Here is a 19,558-nt window from a genome sequence, read left to right as displayed (position 1 = left end):
TTTGTGAACCTATAATATGGATGGACTATCGCCGGCTTCTACTTGCCAAAGTTTTTCGAAAAAGGGTTGCCCTTTCACTAAATTTTCACATAGCTGAAGGTGTTTTTCAGACCAACCTGTTTTCATTTCCTCATATAACTCAAGCCACGCTATCTGAAAGTCCATATCCTGAATGCTCTCATATTTCTCAGGAGCCCATTCAGTATACCAGTATCGAATTTCAGCCGTATTCTTTGCTGTGAATAACTGATCCATGGCCATGAAAAGGAGCTGTTTCAATTGCCTTTCTTTTCTTGTCAATCCATTCATAAATAAGGGCGATGGAGACAGAATATGATATTCTTTCTCGCTTTCAGGATTTTCCGTAAAAGTATAATCCATTTCTTCGTGATTTTCGATCATGTCATAAACAATTTGTTCCTGCCGAGGAATAATTCTGCTTTTCCGGATGGGAATATGGTAGCCTATTGTATCCACAGCAAGTATTCCATGTCCATCGGTCACGACAAAACAGTAGTCAAGCTGAATGCGTTCATGATTTTTCCTTGCATATGCTTTTTGGTAGACATCGTTCAGTAATGCCTTCGGTAATTCAGATAGGTCATTTTCTATGTAGTGAAACAAAGTTGTTGAAACTTTCATCAGAGGAACTTGATCTAGCAGTTCAATGCCATCATCCTTCCTCCATTCATGAAAATGACAAATATTATAACCATTTTCCTCTCCTTCAAACCAGTTAACCCATACATCATGAAGATATAACATTATCCATCCCTCACTTAAACAAATTTCTGTTTGTCAATCAGTATAGGCAGGAACCATACAATTTATTCCTATTTCAGAAAACAGATTTTGAAATAAACCACGTATAAATTAACTCTTTTCTGTTATGAATTCTTCAGATTGGATAGCAAAGGATTTTTTGACGGAGAAATTTTTGAATTGTTTCACTAAATGAAAACCACTGCAATACCCCAACATCTCCGGATACCCTTTTTTTCCCAGAAGAAGGGCATCATGTAGCGGATCCGTGCGTTTCTTGTTCAGGTTTTCTACTAGATAGCTGTCCCAAAAATGCTGGAGCTTTTCTTCTGAATATAATTGTGTCCATTTTGCCAGGTATTTCGTTCCTAAATACTTACCGACTGTCCTCTCGGCGAGTCCTTCCATGATCATTGTATCGAGTAGGGTATAGTTTTCTTCCGCCTTTTTTAAATGGTGCAAACGGCAGACGTGATGGTATTCGTGAATCAGCACTGCTTCCATCTCTTTTTCGGTTATATCGATATCGTAAAAAAGAAATAATTTATCTTTAAAGGCCAATCCTGATTTACTCTCATTCGGTTGCTTCCTTCCAGAGGCTACGAGAGGAAAGATATAAATGGGGATATCGGGTCCCCCCCATAATTTCTTATAAGTTGTAAATAAACTTTGTGTTTTGACCCATACATTTTTTTGTTTCAGTTCATCGAAGGTTTTTTTCGTTTTTGGATTGGGCAGGTACATTCCATGGTTTTGTAAATGGCGGTAGATCATGTCTTCTTTAACCTGTTCATAGAATTCCCCTTTCAACTTCTCCATCATCTTAACCGGATGGTCAAAATCCTTTTCCATCCACTCATTAGTTGAAATAACTCCCATCCGTTTCGCCCCCACTACTTCATCCTCTTTTATTGTATGTTCCAAAAATGCTTAGTGATACATCATTCCCATTACTTATTCCCAACATAAAAAGAGCAAATCCCAAGATTTGCTCTTCCTCTTCATTACTCTTGATTATTGATATTTCTTGAATAGGATAGTGGCGTTATGACCGCCAAATCCTAATGAATTACTGATAGCTGCCTTAATTTCACATTCCCTTGCTTGATTTGGCACATAGTCCAAGTCACACTCAGGATCCGGTGTTTCTATATTGATGGTAGGGGGCAAGATGCTATCCCTGATTGCTTGAATCGTAAAGATGGCCTCTATACCACCTGCTGCACCCAGCATATGGCCTGTCATTGATTTGGTAGAGCTTAATGCTAGTTTAGAAGCATGCTCCCCAAATACTTCTTTGACCGCCATCGTTTCATATTTATCATTGTAAGGTGTGCTTGTACCATGGGCATTAACATATTGGATGTCTTCCGGTGTTAACCCTGCATCTTCAATCGCAATTTTCATTGCCCTTGCCCCACCTTCTCCACCAGGCGCTGGAGCCGTAATATGAAAAGCATCTCCGGTCGTTCCGTATCCAGCTATTTCAGCATAAATATACGCTCCGCGGTTTAACGCATGTTCTAACTCCTCAAGAATGATCACACCTGCTCCTTCCCCGATGACAAATCCATCACGGTTAGCATCAAATGGGCGGCTCGCCGTATTAGGATCTGGATTGGTGGATAGAGCTGTGTTCGCACAGAATCCTGCAACTGCCATTTTTGTAATCGGCGCTTCTGCACCACCAGTAATCATGGCATCGGCATCTCCACGCTGAATGGCCTTAAATGCATCACCGATGGAATTCGTTCCCGTTGCACAAGCCGTCACGGTGCAAGAGTTGATCCCTTTAGCGCCCAGTAAAATGGATACCTGGCCCGCTGCCATATCTGGTATCATCATGGGTACGAAAAATGGACTAACCCGCTTATAGCCCCTGTTCAAGAAATTTTCGTGCTGGGTTTCAAGTGTCTCAAGCCCACCGATTCCAGAACCGATCCAGACTCCTACCCGCGTTGCATTTTCATCCGTTATTTCTAATTTACTGTCATTTAAAGCCATGACTGAAGCGGCAATCGCATAATGCGTAAAACGATCCATTTTGCGTGCTTCTTTACGATTAATATATGTTTCGATATCAAAGTCCTTTATTTCTGCAGCCACTTTAGCAGGAAAATCATCAGCATTAAGACGAGTTAATGGCCCAATCCCTGATTTCCCCTCAATTATATTCTTCCATCCAGTTTCTGCATCATTTCCAACTGGAGAAATAGCTCCAATCCCTGTTACAACAACACGACGATTCGTCATTACAATGGCTCCTTCCTTTACTCAAATATTTCTTTTATTTTCATTTTCCCCATCTAAGGGCAATAGCTCCCCACGTGAGTCCTCCACCAAAACCAACCATGACGAGCAAGTCATCTTCTTTGATTCTACCTGCTTCCATTTCTTCCACAAGAGCAATTGGTATGGAAGCTGATGAAGTATTCCCATATTTATGAACGGTCTTTGTCATTTTTTCAACGGGTAGGCCCAAACGTTCTCTTGAAGCCTCCATAATTCGAATATTGGCTTGATGTGGGATTAGTAAATCCACATCCTCTTTGGTCAATCCTGCTTTATCCAATACATTCAGGCTGGATTCTCCCATTTGACGGACAGCAAATTTAAATACTTCTCGTCCATTCATCGTGATGAATTCCCCATCTTGGAATAGATGCTTAGCACCAGATCCATCTGCACCTAATTCAAAAGAAAGAATTCCCCTGCCTTCTGATACAGGTCCCACGACAGCAGCCCCAGCTCCATCCCCAAAAAGGACAGCGGTATTGCGATCATCCCAGTTAGTGATCTTGGATAGTTTCTCAACCCCAACAATCAATACATGCTTGTAAGCACCTGTCTTAATAAATTGCTGCGCCGTAATCATAGCATACATGAAGCCAGCACATGCTGCACTAACATCCATTGCAGCTGCTTTCTTCGCACCCAACATTTCCTGGATCATACAAGCGATGGAAGGAAAAGGCCGATCGGGTGTAACAGTTGCGACAAGGATTAAATCTATATCCTCAGCTGAAATGCCTGCATTATCTAAAGCAGCTTTTGCTGCGCCATAAGCCATATCGGAAGTTTCTGTTTCATCATTGGCTATTCTTCTTTGTTCGATACCTGTCCGAGTACGAATCCACTCGTCCGACGTATCCATGACTTTCTCTAAGTCCGCATTTGTGACGATTTTCTCGGGTAAGTAACGACCAAGCCCTAATATACCAGCATTCATTTCAGCCAACCCCTTATATTTTAATGAGTTATTATTATCATCTATTATTACCTGGTACTAATTTTATAGAAAAATACGCTTTCTTGCAAGAGCTATCAGTTTGAAAGTCTAATTAATCTGCATCTTAAGTCGGACAAGGGCCTAATCCAAGGACGCAAGCGTGCATACATTATAGTAAAAGAAGGGAGGAATCACAATGGATATTTTTAATCGCAACAATCGAAGGAACCAGGACGATCCCTTTTCCAAAATGATGTTTGGCACGCATAACAACGAGCCCGAAGAAGAACCGGAGAAAGAAGAGACCCAGATTGATTATATGCAATTGATGGCAAGCGTAGAGACATTAGTGGGTTTGTACGATCAATTTAAGCCTACCATCCAGAAAGTGAACCCCATCATTTCAAAGATGCTGAAAAAAGAAGAATAAACAGAAGGCTGCCCGATTATCCGGACAGCCTTCTCTTACTTAACGTTGGGCATCTTGTTTGCCAAGGTCATAAGCTTCTTGCATCACTTTCTTAAATAAATCCATGAATGGCTCTGCCATGTCCATTGAAAATGGAATCCCGCTTGCCTCTAACTTTGCTTTTGCTTCCGGGAAGTACTTCATAGCAATCCCCATAAATTCAAGGGTTTTATCTGAACTCATTTTTTTGCCTCCTTACCATACTTGGTCATTTTGAATGCACCATTAGTATCCTTTGATGACACTTGGAACATGATTCTACAAATGGGTATCCCATAAACCAAAAATCAGGTTCATTCTTATCATAATTCCCCAAAGTCCATTCGTAAAGCCGAAACTTGCCTGAATGAATATTCTTCATGCTATATGCCATCTTGAAAGTACAGAACAATTCCCAGGTACTAAGGTATGAGTTCCCCCTTCACTTTATGACTTTCTTGATTAATTCCACACATTGGGCACTCCAGGATAATGTTTAGTCCTTCTTATCGCGCATCCTCCACTTTGTAAGGAGGTTTAACCGTTTATTTTGCTCGATTTGCAAGGTGATGCCTTCCTCTGGACTCGTTTTATTAGGCACTTCATATACGGTTCCTTTCGTTGCCTTGATTGGAGATTGTGGGGGAAGTGAGTCGATCACCTCTTGTTTAAAAATGAGCTTGGCACATGTATTCCAGTGGTCGTCAATGCTGCTTTTGAGGTGAAGGCTTCTATCAGTGGAAGAAAGGAGCTGTTCAAGACCCTCGATGAAATCGGCTATAAAAAGCGCATCCTCCCTGTATTCTGAAGCGAGTGTAGCTTGGATAGTTGATTGCTCTAGTTGGCTGATACCCGCTTCAAATCCCATGGTTGCTGGTTGCCAAGGACCATATATCGTCGGTAAATATACTGTTTTGACTGAATCGAAGCCTTCACAAGCGTTTAATACAGTCTGAAATCCTTCCGTATCAGCATCGATTGGAAGGAGCACCACAATTTTCAGGCTATTGCCATGACCGTTTTTCTTGCATTTTTCAAGAAAAGAAACAATATCATTTATATGAAGATCCTTTAAAGCCGTTTTCCCTCTTCTACTATCATAAAAAGATAATAGAATGGTGAATGGCTCGGAAACATCCAATAACCGAAGTTTATTAATTGGCAGATAAGTAAAGTTGGCGTTACGCCCTATTTCTAGCTCCTTTTCTTCTATAATATATTGATTGGTCTTTGTATCCTCCCAATCAATTCCGATTACCTCTTCCCCCTGCCCCAACAAATATTGTGTCACATGAAAACCTACAAATTGATAAGCCCCAACAACAATATATGTCCCCATAAATACAGCCTCCCCTTATGCAATGGCTCGCTTATCCGTCACCGCAAGTTTTTTCGGATGCTGTATCGTATGCAAAGTACCGCGAAAATATATCCATTCTCATAAAGACTCTTCATTTTCATGAAAAAACTTCTGGATTTGATAAGGGATTTTATACCGTTTTTCTGCTAGCAAATAGGTTAACTGCAAATGGTCTTTCCTGGTTCTCTGAATCCTCCGATAAAATGAGGCTTGTTCTTTTCGAAAACTGCCGAAAACAAGGATCACCTTCACCGGTATATGCTCCGTGAATGCCTGCACATTGGAATCCAAAATTTCTTTCTCCATATCAGCTGGATCTACCTCATATGCTGCGGCTATTTCCGATAGCCACTTTTTATAAAAGAACTTATTATCCTTTTCTTTTTCCATTTGAACCTTCAAAGATAAAATCGGGTCAATGAGGACAACCGAACGGATTTGGCTTCCCATCTCTTTCATTAGTCTCAATGCCAGCAGGGCTCCTGTCCCCTCTGCAAGAACATGGATTTTCCGATTGACTATTTCATTTTTCATAAAGAGGATATATAACTTCAACGAAAGATCAAGAGCTTTGGGGCTCCCCCAGTTCGCCCCGTAAAAATTCGAGGAAAAAAGGGTGTAACCGGTTTGTTTCAAATATTCTAATATACGTAACCTACCCGGATGCTGAAGCCAAAAGCTACTGTCCTTATCTACAAAAGAACTTCGGTCCCCAATTACCATGACGGAAAACCCACTGGGTTGTTCCGGATAATAGACGATATTCCATTGGTCTTCGATTTGAAAAGTTCTCTGTTCCATCTAAACTAACTCCTTTTAGGAATATTACTATTAGTTAATTTATGTCGAGATATCAAAAGGGTAAGGGGGGACGCCTATCTTCGAGTCTTAAATTACTTTTCTCCATTAAATTTCAGGAATCATGCCCGCTGGATTCGTGACTGATATCGCCCGTCGTTCAAAAGACATGAAAGGGCAACGATGAATTATTTATCAGTTATTATGAAAAAGCCGTTTTAACTGTATATTAATTATGGTAAGATAAAAAAGACTGTAGTGGAATGAGGTGAAATTCGATGCGTTATGCTTGGACAATTCTTTGGACATTCGTATTAGTGCATATGCTTGTATATGTTGTTTCTTCCATGATCGGAGTTTCATACGATGCTACACAGGGAACAATTTTAGGACTTATTACGGCTGTTCTAGTTTGTATCATCCCTGCTGTTATGCCTGAAGGGCCATCAAAAGACTCACATCAACATTAAGAAGCAAAAGAGGACATCCTTTTAGGATGTCCTCTTTCATATACCGTTTTCAGCTATTTTCTAAACTAACTGCTTACATTTACCTCAAAACCAATCCCTCTTGGTCATAATCTATCGTCATACTTCCATGATCACCAATCGTCCCCGATATAATTTTACGGGCAATCATCGTTTCTAGATGCTTTTGGATAAAACGTTTCAATGGCCTTGCTCCGTATACTGGGTCATACCCTTGTTCAGCAATAAATTCCTTAGCGGCATCCGTCACACCAAGCGTGATATCTTGTTCAGTCAACCTTACTTGCAACTGTTGAATCATCTTTTCAACAATACCGACAATCTCTTGTTTTGTGAGTGGCTTGAACAGAACGATATCATCCACACGATTTAGAAATTCAGGACGGAAATGTCCTCTTAACTCTGTGAAGACCTGCTCTTTTATTCCTTCTTCAATGGCTCCATCTTCTCGATTGGACTGAAGCAAGAAATGTGAACCGATATTGGAAGTCATAATGATCACCGTGTTTTTACAGTTGATCGTTCTACCTTGAGAGTCCGTGATCCTGCCATCGTCGAGCATTTGCAATAAAATATTGAAGACTTCCGGGTGAGCCTTTTCGATTTCATCAAGTAACACGACCGAGTACGGATTTCGCCTAATCGCTTCCGTCAACTGACCGCCTTCCTCAAACCCTACATATCCGGGAGGCGCCCCGACCAAACGGGAAACGGAATGTTTCTCCATGTACTCAGACATATCAATCCGTATCATATGTTCATCACTATCGAATAGCGTCTCTGCCAACGCTTTGACCAATTCTGTTTTACCGACCCCTGTCGGTCCAAGGAAAATAAAGGAACCTATTGGTCTGTTTGGATCCTTGATCCCGGCTCTAGCCCGTAAAACAGCATCCGATACAAGTTCCACCGCTTCCCCTTGACCGATTACCCGTTCATGAAGAATATCCGAAAGACGAAGCAATTTATCCCTTTCGCTTTCCACTAACTTACTTACCGGAATACCCGTCCATCTAGCAACGATTGAGGCAATTTCTTCCTCGGTCACTTCTTGGCGGAGCAAACGGGATTCCTGCTTCCCATTTTCCACCTCTTCTTCCATGGCCTCCAATTCCTTTTGAAGCTGTGGAATCTTCCCATGTCGAAGTTCAGCTGCACGGTTCAGGTCATAGTCATTTTCCGCCTGTTCCAGCTCATGCTTTAACTTTTCAAGTTCTTCCCTCTGATCCTGGACTTTTTGAAGGGACGATTTCTCCATTTGCCATTTGGCTTTCATACTGGTAGCCTGATCCTGCAATTCCGAAAGTTCTTTTTGGAGTACCTCCAATCTTGCTTTGCTTTGAGCATCCTCTTCGTTTTTAAGGGCGGCTTCCTCTATCTCCAACGTCATGACTTTCCGCGTAATCGCATCAAGTTCCGCTGGCATCGAGTCGATTTCCATCCGGATCATTGCACAAGCCTCATCCACAAGGTCTATTGCTTTATCCGGTAAGAAGCGTTCCGTGATATAGCGATTTGATAGAACAGCTGCTGCCACAATGGATCGATCATGTATTCTGACCCCATGATGGACCTCGAACCTTTCTTTCAGACCACGCAAAATGGAAATGGTATCTTCTACGTCTGGCTCTGGAACGAGCACTTGCTGGAAACGCCGTTCAAGAGCGGGATCCTTCTCAATATACTTACGATATTCGTCAAGTGTGGTTGCACCAATGCAATGCAATTCACCACGCGCTAACATTGGCTTCAGCATATTTCCGGCATCCATTGCCCCTTCCGTTTTACCAGCACCGACAATGGTATGCAATTCATCGATGAATAATAGGATGTTCCCATCGCTCTTTTTCACTTCATTCAGAACCGCTTTCAGTCGTTCCTCAAATTCACCGCGAAACTTAGCCCCGGCAACCAACGCACTCATATCAAGCGAAAACACCGTTTTATCTTTAAGCCCTTCCGGTACATCTTTTCGGACAATTCGTTGGGCCAGACCTTCGACAATGGCCGTTTTACCAACACCAGGTTCCCCAATCAATACGGGGTTATTTTTTGTCTTACGTGACAAAATACGGATGACATTCCGGATCTCCGTATCACGGCCAATGACAGGATCCACATTCCCCGCCTTCACTTCAGCAACAAGATCTCTTCCATATTTTTTCAAAACTTCATATGTGTTTTCCGGATTTTGACTAGTCACTCTCTGATTCCCCCTTATCGTTTGGATAATTTGCTTCGCTTTCCCATAGTCGATCCCATAGTCCGCAAATAGCTTTCTTATGTTCGGTTTATCTTCTTTTAACAAAGCAAGCAAAATATGCTCAACTGATAGATACTCATCCTCCCAGCTCTTCATTTCCTTTTCAGCTGCCGACAGCACATTCTGAAGGGAATTCGACATATAAACTTGAGAGGTGCTTCCGCTCACTTGAGGCAACTTATTTATTTCTTTATTCAGCTCCGTATCGAAATGACTGAGCGATTGATTCGTTTCCGACAAAATTCTAATGAGTAGGCTTTCATCCTGTGTCATCAGGGCTTTTAATAGATGAAGCTCGGTAAGTTCCGGGTTTTCCCTATCCTTGGCCAGCTCCTGCCCACTTATAAATGCCTGCTGGGTTCTTTCCGTCATCGTATTAAAATCCATCTTAAAACCTCCCATTCATTGTTTCCAAAAGAATGCTTATGATGTTTGACCAACTTTGACCTTTATATTTTAATTATACTGCTTATTATTCCCTTGTAAAGAAAAGTTATATGGGACATTGATAATTTCTGCTATTAACCCTTTACAACCGATCCTACCAGAGGGTTTATACAATCTGCTTACTCTAAAAGTTAAAAGCAAAAAACATCTCTTCAATTAAGAAGAAAGGCCAAATCATCCCGAAGAGCCTTTAAGTAAATATTTGCGGAAGAGTTTTTTAGAAATCTCGAATATTTTCGGATATACTCAAGAATAATGTTCCAATAATAACGACCACCCGTGATAATGGGTGGTTTTCTCTGCGGCTGAAAGCCTTTATTACTGACCAGGCCCTAAAGGCCCCCTGATTGGTCGCCAATTGTACTACTTTTACTGGCCAGACCTTTAAAGGCCTTCCACTCACTTCCGTTTCTTTTTCTTTATCTCTTCACCTGTGAATAGATCTTCGACTATATCATCTCTTATCTGGTTTCGTATGTATTCTTCTATTACCTTTTTGTTTTGTCCAACTGTATCTACATAATATCCCGTACACCAAAACTTTCGGTTTCCATACCTGTATTTCAAATTCGTATGACGGTCAAATATATTCAAACTACTTTTCCCTTTAAATAACCCACAAATGAAGTTACACTTATTTTTGGTGGGATGCTCACGAGCATATGTACATGGGCTTTACATGCCGTTGCTTCAATGATTTCCACGCCTTTCCTTTCACATAGCGTGCGCAATATTTGACCGATATCCTTTTTTATCTTTCTTGTAAATTACTTGTCTTCTGTACTTCGGTGCAAATACGATATGATACTTACAATTCCAGGTAGTGTGTGCTAAACTATTAGTGTCTTTTGACATAAAACTCCTCCGTGATGCTGATATTTTGGTTGGCGAACCAAAAATATTTTAGCACCATGGGAGAGTTTTTTTAATACCACGCTGAAAGCTTTTTAGAACCGTAGGCCTAGCCTAGGGTTTTCTTTTCTACAAAAAAAGCAGGAAAGGGAATGATCATCCTTTTCCTGCTTTTCCATTTCATTATGGCTTTCTTTGATAGGTCCATAGCCGGTTATGATTCGAAGTCTCAGGAAAGGTGTCCCCTGCTTCGAGCTTGACCATTTTCGGATTGACTACCATACTTCCTGTTTCACCGATTTCTACGTATGCCCCATTATTAGGTGCTTTTTGCCCTGGCTTAAATTGACGATTTTGCCCCATGTATTTCACCCCTTTACATGCTTTCCCTATTATTATTGCCACCTTTTTTTCTTTCATGACCGAAAATTTCAAAGGGGAAAAGAGGATGGTGGCAAAAGTAAAAAGCGCCTGCTATAGAGCAGACGCTTAAATTTATTATGATAGTAAATCTACGAGAACCGCCTTTTGGGCATGTAGACGGTTCCCCGCTTGATGGAATACGACCGAATTCGGCCCATCAATGACTTCTGCAGTCACCTCTTCTTCTCTATGAGCAGGTAAGCAATGCATGAATAGATAATCATTCTTTGCATGTTTAACAAGTTCACCGTTGATTTGATAGCCCTTAAACGCTTCTAAACGGATGCTATTCTCAATTTCTTGCCCCATGGAGGTCCATACATCCGAATATACGATATCTGCGTCCTTAATGGCTTCAACCGCTGAGGTCGTAACAGTTACTTCACAATTGTTTTCAGCTGCTACTTCCTTCGCGTAGGCAACGATTTCTTCGTCAGGCTTATACCCCTCCGGACATCCAATCGAGAAATTCATGCCCATTTTAGCGCAACCGACCATCAATGAGTTGGCTACATTATTCCCGTCGCCAATGTAACTCATTTTTAATCCTTTCAATTTCCCTTTCAATTCTATGATGGTCAGGAAGTCCGCCATCACTTGGCTAGGATGTGCAAGGTCAGTCAACCCATTAATAACGGGAATGGTTGCATGATCAGCCAATTCCATGATTTTTTCATGCCCGAAAGTACGAATCATGATACCATCAATGTACTCGGAAAGGACTTTTGCCGTATCGGAAATGGGTTCTCCACGTCCGATTTGCAAGTCATTACTGCTCAAAAATAATGCATGGCCACCTAGCTGTAGCATTCCCACTTCAAAAGAGACCCGGGTACGAGTCGATGATTTTTCAAAAATCATCCCTAATGTCTTACCAGCTAAAGGTTTATATTCCTCGCCCGCTTGTAATTTGGCTTTTATATTTTGCGCCAACTCCAATAAAGCTGCAATTTCCTTTGATGTTGTTTCCTTCATCGTCAAGAAGTCTTTTCCACCCAAGATTTTCGAGTGCGACTGTGCCATCAGTGCATTCATACGTGTGACACCCCTTTCGAATAAGTTAGAAGCCATTCCTGCAATGAGGTAACGCTTGGATCCGCATGCTTCAGTGATTGCAAATACGCTTTAAATGTTTCCTCTTCTGAAAAGGCCAATAGTCTGTATTTGGCTGCTAATAACCGTAACTGCTTATCTTCATCCGTTGCTCCATAAGCCAAGACGACGGCTGCATTGCCTGCCTTTAGCCATTCGTCAAAGTCCGAATGGGTGATTTCCAAGTCGGCATCATGGATTAGCTTAAGTAGTCCTTCGCTTAATTGCGCTGATTTGGCTTGATACACACCTGTCGTATGTTTAGCCTTTTGAGCGTGAAATACTTTCGTTAACGCTTCTATCATGGTTTCCCCGATTGCGATGCCTTCCCCTGTGGACTTCATTTCCGGACCGACTTTTGAATCCAGTCCACTTAAAGCAAAGGTTGAGAATACTGGATATTTAACGACCGAATACGGAATATCTTCCATTAATCCTGTTTTTTCAACCAAATTTGCTAAAGAATATTTCCCAAGCAATATTTTTGTCGCCATTTGCACTAATGGAACGTTCGTGACTTTACTGATGATTGGAATCGTACGGCTAGCACGCGGATTTACTTCCAGTACATATACATCACTGCCATCAATGACGAATTGGATATTCATGAGTCCTTTATATCCAAGCTCTCTCACAAGCTTTTCTGCATAAATGGTCATTTTCCCCTTAATATCATCCGATAAGGACTGTGAAGGCAGTAAAGCCAGGCTATCTCCTGAATGAACCCCTGCTTTTTCAACATGTTCGGCTACGATTGGGATATAAACTTCCTTACCATCCGCAATCAAATCGATTTCTGCTTCCTTACCAGGAATATAAGAATCGATCAATACGGGATACACAAGTTCTGCACCATTTTCGATTCGGTTCAACAAACTTTCCTTTGAACGGATTATTTCCATTCCTTGTCCACCGATGACATAAGACGGACGCAACAGCACAGGGAAGCCGATTGTTTCAGCACTTTCAACGAGCTGTTCCACACTGTCAGCCATTGTTCCTGGGACATGCGGAATGTCCAGCTTTTGTAACAGTTGATAAAAACGATCGCGATCTTCTAACTGATCAAGCATGTCAAATGAAGTACCAAGCAAATTGATTCCGTAGTCTTCCAATCCTTTAGCCAGATTGATAGCCGTCTGACCGCCAAACTGGACAATGACATCCTCAATATTTTCCGCTTCAATGACGTTCAAGACATATTCCAAAGTTAAAGGCTCGAAATACAAACGGTCTGCTGTCGCAAAATCCGTACTGACCGTTTCGGGGTTATTATTGATCATGACCGTTTCCACATTTTCACCTTGAAGGGCATAAACGCCATGAACGGAACAATAATCGAATTCGATGCCTTGACCGATTCGGATTGGCCCGCTGCCAATCATCAGGACTTTTTTCTTATCTGTTTTTTGCTGTTCATTTTCTCCAAAATAAGTCGAATAATGATAGTTCGTATGTGAGTCGAATTCGGCTGCACATGTATCCACCGTCTTGTAAACGGCTGATATGCCCAGTGTTTTACGAAGTGCCCTCACGTCGAATTCACTTATATTCCATACGGAGGCAAGGTAGCGATCTGAAAAGCCCTTCTCCTTGTAAAGCTGCATCTCTTCCTTGTTGACCAATTCAGCAGTCTTGGAAGAGATATCCTTTTCTTTCTCGATTAGCGAAGCGAAAGAGTGAAGGAAATAGTAATCTATAGCGGTTGCTTCATGGATTTCCTCCATCGTCACACCTTTACGAAGCATTTCAAAAATGACAAAGATTCTTTCATCCGATTTCTCGGCAAGCTTTTCCCATAGCTTGGGTACTGACTTATCCTTTAATGACAGGAGCTGAAGCCCGTTTGTCTTTAATTCCAATGAATCAATAGCCTTTTGTACTCCGCCTTCGAAATTGCGATGCAGGGCCATTACTTCTCCTGTCGCTTTCATCTGTGTGCCCAATTTACGGTGTGCCGTCTTGAATTTATCGAATGGCCAACGCGGGAACTTAACTGCTACATAATCCAACGCCGGTTCAAAGCTTGAATACGTGCTCTTCGTTACTGGGTTGATGATTTCCGATAAATGATAGCCCACAGCCAGTTTTGCAGCGATACGGGCAATTGGATACCCGGTCGCTTTGGAAGCCAATGCAGAAGAACGACTGACACGCGGATTCACTTCAATCAAATAATATTGTTTACTGTTAGGATCAAGTGCAAATTGAATATTGCAGCCCCCGATAATCCCTAAAGCGGAAATGATTTTAATAGAGGCAGAACGTAGCATTTGAAACTCATCATCAGACAATGTCTGTGATGGTGCAACCACGATCGAATCACCTGTGTGAATACCGACTGGATCAATATTTTCCATATTACAGATGGTGATGCATGTATTGTTTCCATCACGCATGACCTCGTATTCGACTTCCTTAAAGCCCGCGATGCTTCGTTCAATCAAGCATTGAGTAATCGGGCTTTCCTGAAGACCACCCCGAACAAGTTCTTTGAAAACCTCCATGGATTCTGCGATTCCACCACCGGTTCCGCCTAGTGTGTAGGCTGGTCTGATGATGATGGGAAAGCCAATTTCCTCAGCAAAAGCTACCGCCTCTTCCAAAGTATGGACAATCTTACTGTCCGGCACTGGCTCATCTATTTCAAACATTAGTTGACGGAACAGCTCACGATCTTCTCCCTTTTTGATGGAGTCAATCGGTGTTCCTAGTAATTTGACATTATATTTTTCAAGAATCCCAGCATCATCTAACTGATAGGCAAGATTCAATCCCGTTTGACCGCCTAAAGTGGCAAGCAAGCCATCTGGTTTTTCTTTGGCAATGATTTTTTCCAGTACATCCACCGTCAACGGTTCGAAATAGACGGCGTCCGCGTTCATTTCGTCCGTCATTATGGTTGCCGGATTGTTATTGACAAGAATGACTTTATAGCCTTCCTCTTTTAAGGCGAGGCAGGCTTGTGTTCCTGCATAGTCAAATTCAGCGGCCTGCCCGATGACGATTGGCCCTGAACCAATTACTAATATGGTCTGTATCGTGTTGTCTTTAGGCATATGCTTTTTCTCTCCCGCTATAATCATTTATCATTTGTAAAAAGTCGTGGAACAACAGTGAACTTTCAACCGGTCCTGGATTTGCTTCAGGATGGTATTGAGTTGTGAAAATTGGAAGGTCTTTATGCATAAGGCCCTCAACGGTATGATCATTTACATTACGGAACCGGACTTGAAGCGATGTTCCTTCTAAACTTGGTTCATCCACTTCATAACTATGGTTTTGTGAACTCATATAAACCCTTTTCGTTTTCAAATCGACCACGGGCTGGTTCGCACCTCGGTGCCCAAACAGCATCTTTTTCGTATTGCCCCCAAAAGCAAGTGCGGTCAATTGATGACCTAGGCAAATGCCCATGGTAGGAAAATTCGAAATGATTTTCTTTATATTATCCAACAGATATTCAAGCTGTTTTGGATCCCCAGGCCCATTTGAAAGCAAAATGCCATCCGGTTTCAATTTCACGATCTGTTCGAATTTCGTATCGAAGGGAACGATTGTAACATGGCACCCCTGCTCGATCAATGAAGTTAAAATGGATTTTTTATAGCCAAAGTCCATCAATACAATATGCTTGCCGCCTTCTCCATATTCCTCATATTGTTTCGTGGAAACTACAGCGACATGTGCGGCTATACCATCGAGCTTGGATTCGAAGGTATAGTTTTCATTCATGGAGATCGCCGCTTGCATGGAACCTTCTTGACGGATATTCTTGACGACAGCCCTTGTATCCACATGACTCAATAGAGGAATATTCCATTTATCCAAATACTCAGCAAGTGAATATTCGGCTTGATAATGTGAATGATTCCTAGTGCCTTCATACACAATAACGCCAGCCACATGAGGCTTCTTACTTTCGAAATCGAATGGATTGATTCCGTAATTCCCAATTAAGGGATACGTAAAGATGACGATTTGATCTTTATAGGACGGATCAGTCAATACTTCCTGATATCCGGTCATTCCGGTAAAAAAGACAATCTCTCCAGTAATTGTTTTCTGAGTCGATTTAGTTAACAGATTCCCTTCGAATACAGAACCATTTTCTAAGCATAAATAATTTTTCATGTTTTTCACCTCTTAGGTAGATGATGTATATTTATATACATAGTAGCATAATTATTCATTTCGTTCTATAAAAATTCAAATAATTTAGATTATTTGTTTTGTTGCCACTGCACTTTTAATTTTCACGATTGCCTGATCTATTTCTGATTGATTCACCGTAAGCGGTGGAAGCAAGCGAAGTACGTTCGGCCCGGCACTCAATAGAAGTAGACCTGCCTCTTGCATCTCCAATATAAAGCCCTGGACTTCCTGTTTGCATTCAATGCCAATCATCATCCCAAGACCCCGGACTTCTATTACATCGTCAAGATCCTCTAACGCCTTGGTCAATTCACTTTTCAGATACTCAGCTTTTTCCTCTGCTTCTTTTAAGAAATCCGGTTGGAATATTTCAGTTAGAACCGCTTCGGCAGCTGCGACACTCACTGGGTTTCCTCCAAAAGTGGACCCATGGCTTCCAGGACCAAAGAATTCCGCCAATTCCCTTTTACCTATCATTGCCCCGATAGGGAGTCCGTTTCCAAGCCCTTTGGCCGAAGTAAGGATATCTGGCTGGATATCGAAATGAAGGAAAGCGAATGGCTTAGCTGTCCGGCCAATTCCCGTTTGAATTTCATCAACGATAAGAAGGGCTCCATGTTTTTTACATGCGGCAGCAATTGCATCCAAATAAGCTTGCTGAACAACATGAATGCCACCTTCCCCTTGAACGATTTCAATCATGACCGCTGCCGTGTCTCCGTCTACTGCGGCGGCTAAAGCGTCGTTATCATTAAAAGGAACATATTCAAAAGAGTTTAACATCGGGCCGAAACCTTTCTTGATCTTATCTTGCCCGGTTGCTGCCATTGTTGCGAAAGTACGCCCATGAAATGATTGTAAACAAGTGACGATCTTACTTCTCCCTGTCGCTTTACGGGCAAGTTTAATTGCTGCCTCATTTGCTTCCGCACCGCTGTTGGCAAAGAAAACGTGGTCCAATCCCGATGCTTCTGCCAGCATGCCCGCAACCCTTTCCTGTGCAGAGCTCTGGAACATATTCGATACATGCCAATACTTATTCAACTGCTGAGTAACGGCATTCTTCACTTTTTCGTGACAATGACCAAGATTCAGCACTCCAATTCCTGATGTAAAGTCCAGATACTCTTTCCCATTCTTACTCATTAACTTCGTACCGTTCGCTGTTTCTGGTTCTATGTCCCATCTTGCATACGTTGGAAATAAAGAACTCATTTGAATACCCCTTCTTTCTGTAAAAATTTCGTACCGATGAACTGTCCATCCTCGTAGAAGATCTCTTTTCCACTTACAATCATCACTTCTTCGACGCCCTTATTCAACACGGATAATGCAGTCTTTACCTTTGGAATCATTCCTCCATATATACTGCCATCTGTAATTAAATCTTGCGTCTCCGATTCGGTCAGCTTTTCGATGACTTGATGATTCTTCATTACCCCTTTAACATCTGTTACAAATAAACACATGGCCGCCGAAAGGGCTTTCGCCACTGAACCTGCAGCCATATCGGCATTCACATTCAGTTTATTTCCATCTTCTGTAGAGGAGATAGGCGTCAACACTGGGCAGAAGCCTTTGTCGAAAAACAATTCCAATAGTTCTGTATCGACCTGATGAATTTCACCGACAGCCCCTAGTTTTTCTTTATCAATGAACTCACCGGTCAGGATGCCGCCATCCGATCCATTGAGGCCAACTGCTTTGATTCCGTGTTCTTCCAACTTGTGTACAAGGCAACGATTAGATTTACCTGCCAGCATCAGTTCAACCACTTCCAGCACGTCTGATGTCGTTTTTCTTAACCCATCTTCGAATACTGGTTCAATTTCAAATTTCTCAAGCATCGAATTGATATCCGGACCGCCTCCATGAACGAAGACGATTTGATACCCACGGCTTTGTAGTTCTTTTATACTCGTAAAAAATGATTCGGATAACTCATTAATAATGCTGCCGCCGCATTTGATGACTAAAGTGTCCACCCATTCATCCCCCTTATGATCGATAGCTCCCATTAATTTTCACATAATCATAGGTTAAGTCGCAGCCCCATGCCGTACCTGATTCGTTCCCATCTTGTAAATAGACATTAATCGTTATACTCTTATTTTCTAAATAGGCTTTCGCCTCTTCTTCGGAAAACTGTACCGGTTCGCCACCCTTCAGGACTACGATATCACCAAAGGCGATCGTTGTTTGTGTAGGTTGAAAGGCCACTCCGCTTCTTCCCATGGCCGCGATAATGCGACCCCAGTTAGCGTCAGAACCAAACGCTGCGGTTTTCACTAAATTTGAACCCACAATCGTTTTTGCCATCATCTGTGCATCGGTTTTCTCATTCATTCCATGGACATTGACTTCAATTAGCTTCGTAGCCCCTTCTCCATCTTTTGCAATTTGCTTAGCAAGGTTTTCAGATGTCTGTTTCAATAAATTCAAGAAGACGGACCATTCCGGGTGTGCTTTGGATAATGGTTCATTGCCTGCTTCTCCATTTGCCAAAACCAGAACCATATCGTTCGTGGAACTATCACCATCTACCGTGATTTGATTGAAGGTATCGTTGGTTATGCTAGATAACGCCTGCTGTAAATCGGCTGGTTCAATGGCTGCATCCGTCGTAATGAATCCAAGCATCGTAGCCATGTTAGGATGAATCATCCCCGACCCTTTCGCTGCACCGCCCATTTTTACGACCTTGCCGTCAATGACCGCTTCATACCCACAGCTCTTCGTTACGATATCCGTCGTCAAAATAGCGGTACCAAAGTCTTCTGCGGCTTCTGGTGTATCAGCTATCTCGAGTAAATCTATTCCCTTTTTGATTTTTTCCATATCCAAGTACTCACCAATGACTCCCGTTGAAGCAACAGCAAAAGCATGATCTTCCAAGTCAAACTTTTGTGCCGTAAGCTTTCGCATTTCAAGCGCATCCTTTAGCCCTTGCTTTCCAGTGCATGCATTCGCGCAGGCACTATTCACGATGATGCCATGAATTTTGCCGGTGACGGAAATACTGTCTTTCGTCACATCGATTGGGGCCGCCTGAACGACATTCTGTGTATAAACGGCAGCAGCTGAGGCCGTGACGTCCGAAAAAATGACGCCAATATCTTTTTTGGAGTAACGTAAACCTGCATGAACGCCTGACGCTTTAAATCCTTGTGGAATTAAGATGTTTCCTTTTTCAATTTGTTTGATTGTTTCAACTTGCTGTAATGTATTCATTATTTCCCTC

Annotated in this window: 18 protein-coding genes and 1 pseudogene; 2 read left to right on the top strand and 17 right to left on the bottom strand. The window is 42.0% G+C overall.

Features of this window, described 5'->3' with window-relative positions:
- Positions 1–9 precede the first annotated feature (9 nt).
- The 4 genes from ACIQXH_RS11820 to ACIQXH_RS11805 form a co-directional block, all read right to left on the bottom strand.
- Positions 10–765 (bottom strand): YjbA family protein, encoded by a 756-nt coding sequence (locus ACIQXH_RS11820; protein ID WP_402867788.1) that lies wholly within the window; start codon positions 763–765, stop codon positions 10–12.
- Positions 766–873: 108 nt separating this feature from the next.
- The gene (locus ACIQXH_RS11815; RefSeq protein ID WP_403123611.1) at positions 874–1,641 is read right to left on the bottom strand and encodes a DUF2268 domain-containing putative Zn-dependent protease; all 768 of its coding nucleotides are present in this window, start codon (positions 1,639–1,641) and stop codon (positions 874–876) included.
- Positions 1,642–1,776: 135 nt separating this feature from the next.
- Positions 1,777–3,015: a beta-ketoacyl-ACP synthase II gene (gene fabF / locus ACIQXH_RS11810; RefSeq protein ID WP_402867786.1), complete on the bottom strand. Its 1,239-nt coding sequence runs from the start codon at positions 3,013–3,015 to the stop codon at positions 1,777–1,779.
- A 40-nt stretch (positions 3,016–3,055) separates the two neighbouring features.
- On the bottom strand, positions 3,056–3,991 hold the full coding sequence (locus tag ACIQXH_RS11805; RefSeq protein ID WP_402867785.1) for a beta-ketoacyl-ACP synthase III: 936 nt from the start codon (positions 3,989–3,991) through the stop codon (positions 3,056–3,058).
- Between the two features lie 196 nt (positions 3,992–4,187).
- Between ACIQXH_RS11805 and ACIQXH_RS11800 the strand changes: the two genes are divergently transcribed.
- Positions 4,188–4,421: a hypothetical protein gene (locus tag ACIQXH_RS11800; protein ID WP_402955862.1), complete on the top strand. Its 234-nt coding sequence runs from the start codon at positions 4,188–4,190 to the stop codon at positions 4,419–4,421.
- Positions 4,422–4,460: 39 nt separating this feature from the next.
- On the opposite strand, the gene ACIQXH_RS11795 is transcribed toward ACIQXH_RS11800, so the two are convergent.
- From ACIQXH_RS11795 to ACIQXH_RS11785, 3 genes are all read right to left on the bottom strand, one after another.
- Entirely contained in the window at positions 4,461–4,643 is a 183-nt protein-coding gene (locus tag ACIQXH_RS11795; RefSeq protein WP_402867783.1) for a ComZ family protein, read from the bottom strand.
- Between the two features lie 292 nt (positions 4,644–4,935).
- On the bottom strand, positions 4,936–5,778 hold the full coding sequence (locus tag ACIQXH_RS11790) for a hypothetical protein (protein WP_403123608.1): 843 nt from the start codon (positions 5,776–5,778) through the stop codon (positions 4,936–4,938).
- Between the two features lie 99 nt (positions 5,779–5,877).
- On the bottom strand, positions 5,878–6,600 hold the full coding sequence (locus tag ACIQXH_RS11785) for a hydrolase (RefSeq protein WP_402867781.1): 723 nt from the start codon (positions 6,598–6,600) through the stop codon (positions 5,878–5,880).
- Between the two features lie 275 nt (positions 6,601–6,875).
- Between ACIQXH_RS11785 and ACIQXH_RS11780 the strand changes: the two genes are divergently transcribed.
- On the top strand, positions 6,876–7,067 hold the full coding sequence (locus ACIQXH_RS11780) for a YjzD family protein (RefSeq protein ID WP_402867780.1): 192 nt from the start codon (positions 6,876–6,878) through the stop codon (positions 7,065–7,067).
- 79 nt (positions 7,068–7,146) lie between these two features.
- Here ACIQXH_RS11780 and clpB read toward each other — a convergent pair whose 3' ends face one another.
- The 10 genes and pseudogenes from clpB to argJ all read right to left on the bottom strand — a co-directional run bounded on the left by clpB (position 7,147) and on the right by argJ (position 19,548).
- The gene (clpB, locus tag ACIQXH_RS11775; protein ID WP_403123605.1) at positions 7,147–9,735 is read right to left on the bottom strand and encodes an ATP-dependent chaperone ClpB; all 2,589 of its coding nucleotides are present in this window, start codon (positions 9,733–9,735) and stop codon (positions 7,147–7,149) included.
- A 459-nt stretch (positions 9,736–10,194) separates the two neighbouring features.
- Positions 10,195–10,526: pseudogene (gene tnpA / locus ACIQXH_RS11770) on the bottom strand (IS200/IS605 family transposase).
- Positions 10,510–10,650 carry a transposase gene (locus ACIQXH_RS11765; RefSeq protein ID WP_403123602.1) on the bottom strand — a complete coding sequence of 47 codons (141 nt, stop codon included), beginning with the start codon at positions 10,648–10,650 and terminating at the stop codon, positions 10,510–10,512. The pseudogene tnpA and the gene ACIQXH_RS11765 overlap by 17 nt, the downstream one beginning before the upstream one ends.
- A gap of 180 nt (positions 10,651–10,830) precedes the next feature.
- Positions 10,831–11,010, bottom strand: a complete 180-nt coding sequence (locus tag ACIQXH_RS11760) for a YjzC family protein (protein WP_402867778.1) — start codon at positions 11,008–11,010, stop codon at positions 10,831–10,833.
- A gap of 135 nt (positions 11,011–11,145) precedes the next feature.
- On the bottom strand, positions 11,146–12,105 hold the full coding sequence (gene argF, locus ACIQXH_RS11755; protein ID WP_402867777.1) for an ornithine carbamoyltransferase: 960 nt from the start codon (positions 12,103–12,105) through the stop codon (positions 11,146–11,148).
- Positions 12,102–15,221: a carbamoyl-phosphate synthase (glutamine-hydrolyzing) large subunit gene (locus tag ACIQXH_RS11750; protein ID WP_403123599.1), complete on the bottom strand. Its 3,120-nt coding sequence runs from the start codon at positions 15,219–15,221 to the stop codon at positions 12,102–12,104. The genes argF and ACIQXH_RS11750 overlap by 4 nt, the downstream gene beginning before the upstream one ends.
- Positions 15,214–16,296, bottom strand: a complete 1,083-nt coding sequence (locus tag ACIQXH_RS11745) for a carbamoyl phosphate synthase small subunit (RefSeq protein ID WP_403123597.1) — start codon at positions 16,294–16,296, stop codon at positions 15,214–15,216. Before ACIQXH_RS11745 ends, ACIQXH_RS11750 begins: the two co-directional genes overlap by 8 nt.
- Before the next feature lie 84 nt (positions 16,297–16,380).
- A complete protein-coding gene (locus ACIQXH_RS11740; RefSeq protein WP_402955847.1) occupies positions 16,381–17,532 on the bottom strand; it encodes an acetylornithine transaminase in 1,152 nt (383 codons plus the stop codon).
- On the bottom strand, positions 17,529–18,335 hold the full coding sequence (gene argB, locus ACIQXH_RS11735) for an acetylglutamate kinase (RefSeq protein WP_402955844.1): 807 nt from the start codon (positions 18,333–18,335) through the stop codon (positions 17,529–17,531). The genes ACIQXH_RS11740 and argB overlap by 4 nt, the downstream gene beginning before the upstream one ends.
- The gene (gene argJ, locus ACIQXH_RS11730) at positions 18,316–19,548 is read right to left on the bottom strand and encodes a bifunctional ornithine acetyltransferase/N-acetylglutamate synthase (RefSeq protein ID WP_402867772.1); all 1,233 of its coding nucleotides are present in this window, start codon (positions 19,546–19,548) and stop codon (positions 18,316–18,318) included. Before argJ ends, argB begins: the two co-directional genes overlap by 20 nt.
- Positions 19,549–19,558 lie beyond the last annotated feature (10 nt).

The organism is Peribacillus sp. NPDC097225 (assembly GCF_044761955.1).
Classification (GTDB): domain Bacteria; phylum Bacillota; class Bacilli; order Bacillales; family DSM-1321; genus Peribacillus.
Note: the sequence above shows the minus strand (reverse complement) of the source record. Positions and strands in the feature narration are given on the sequence as shown.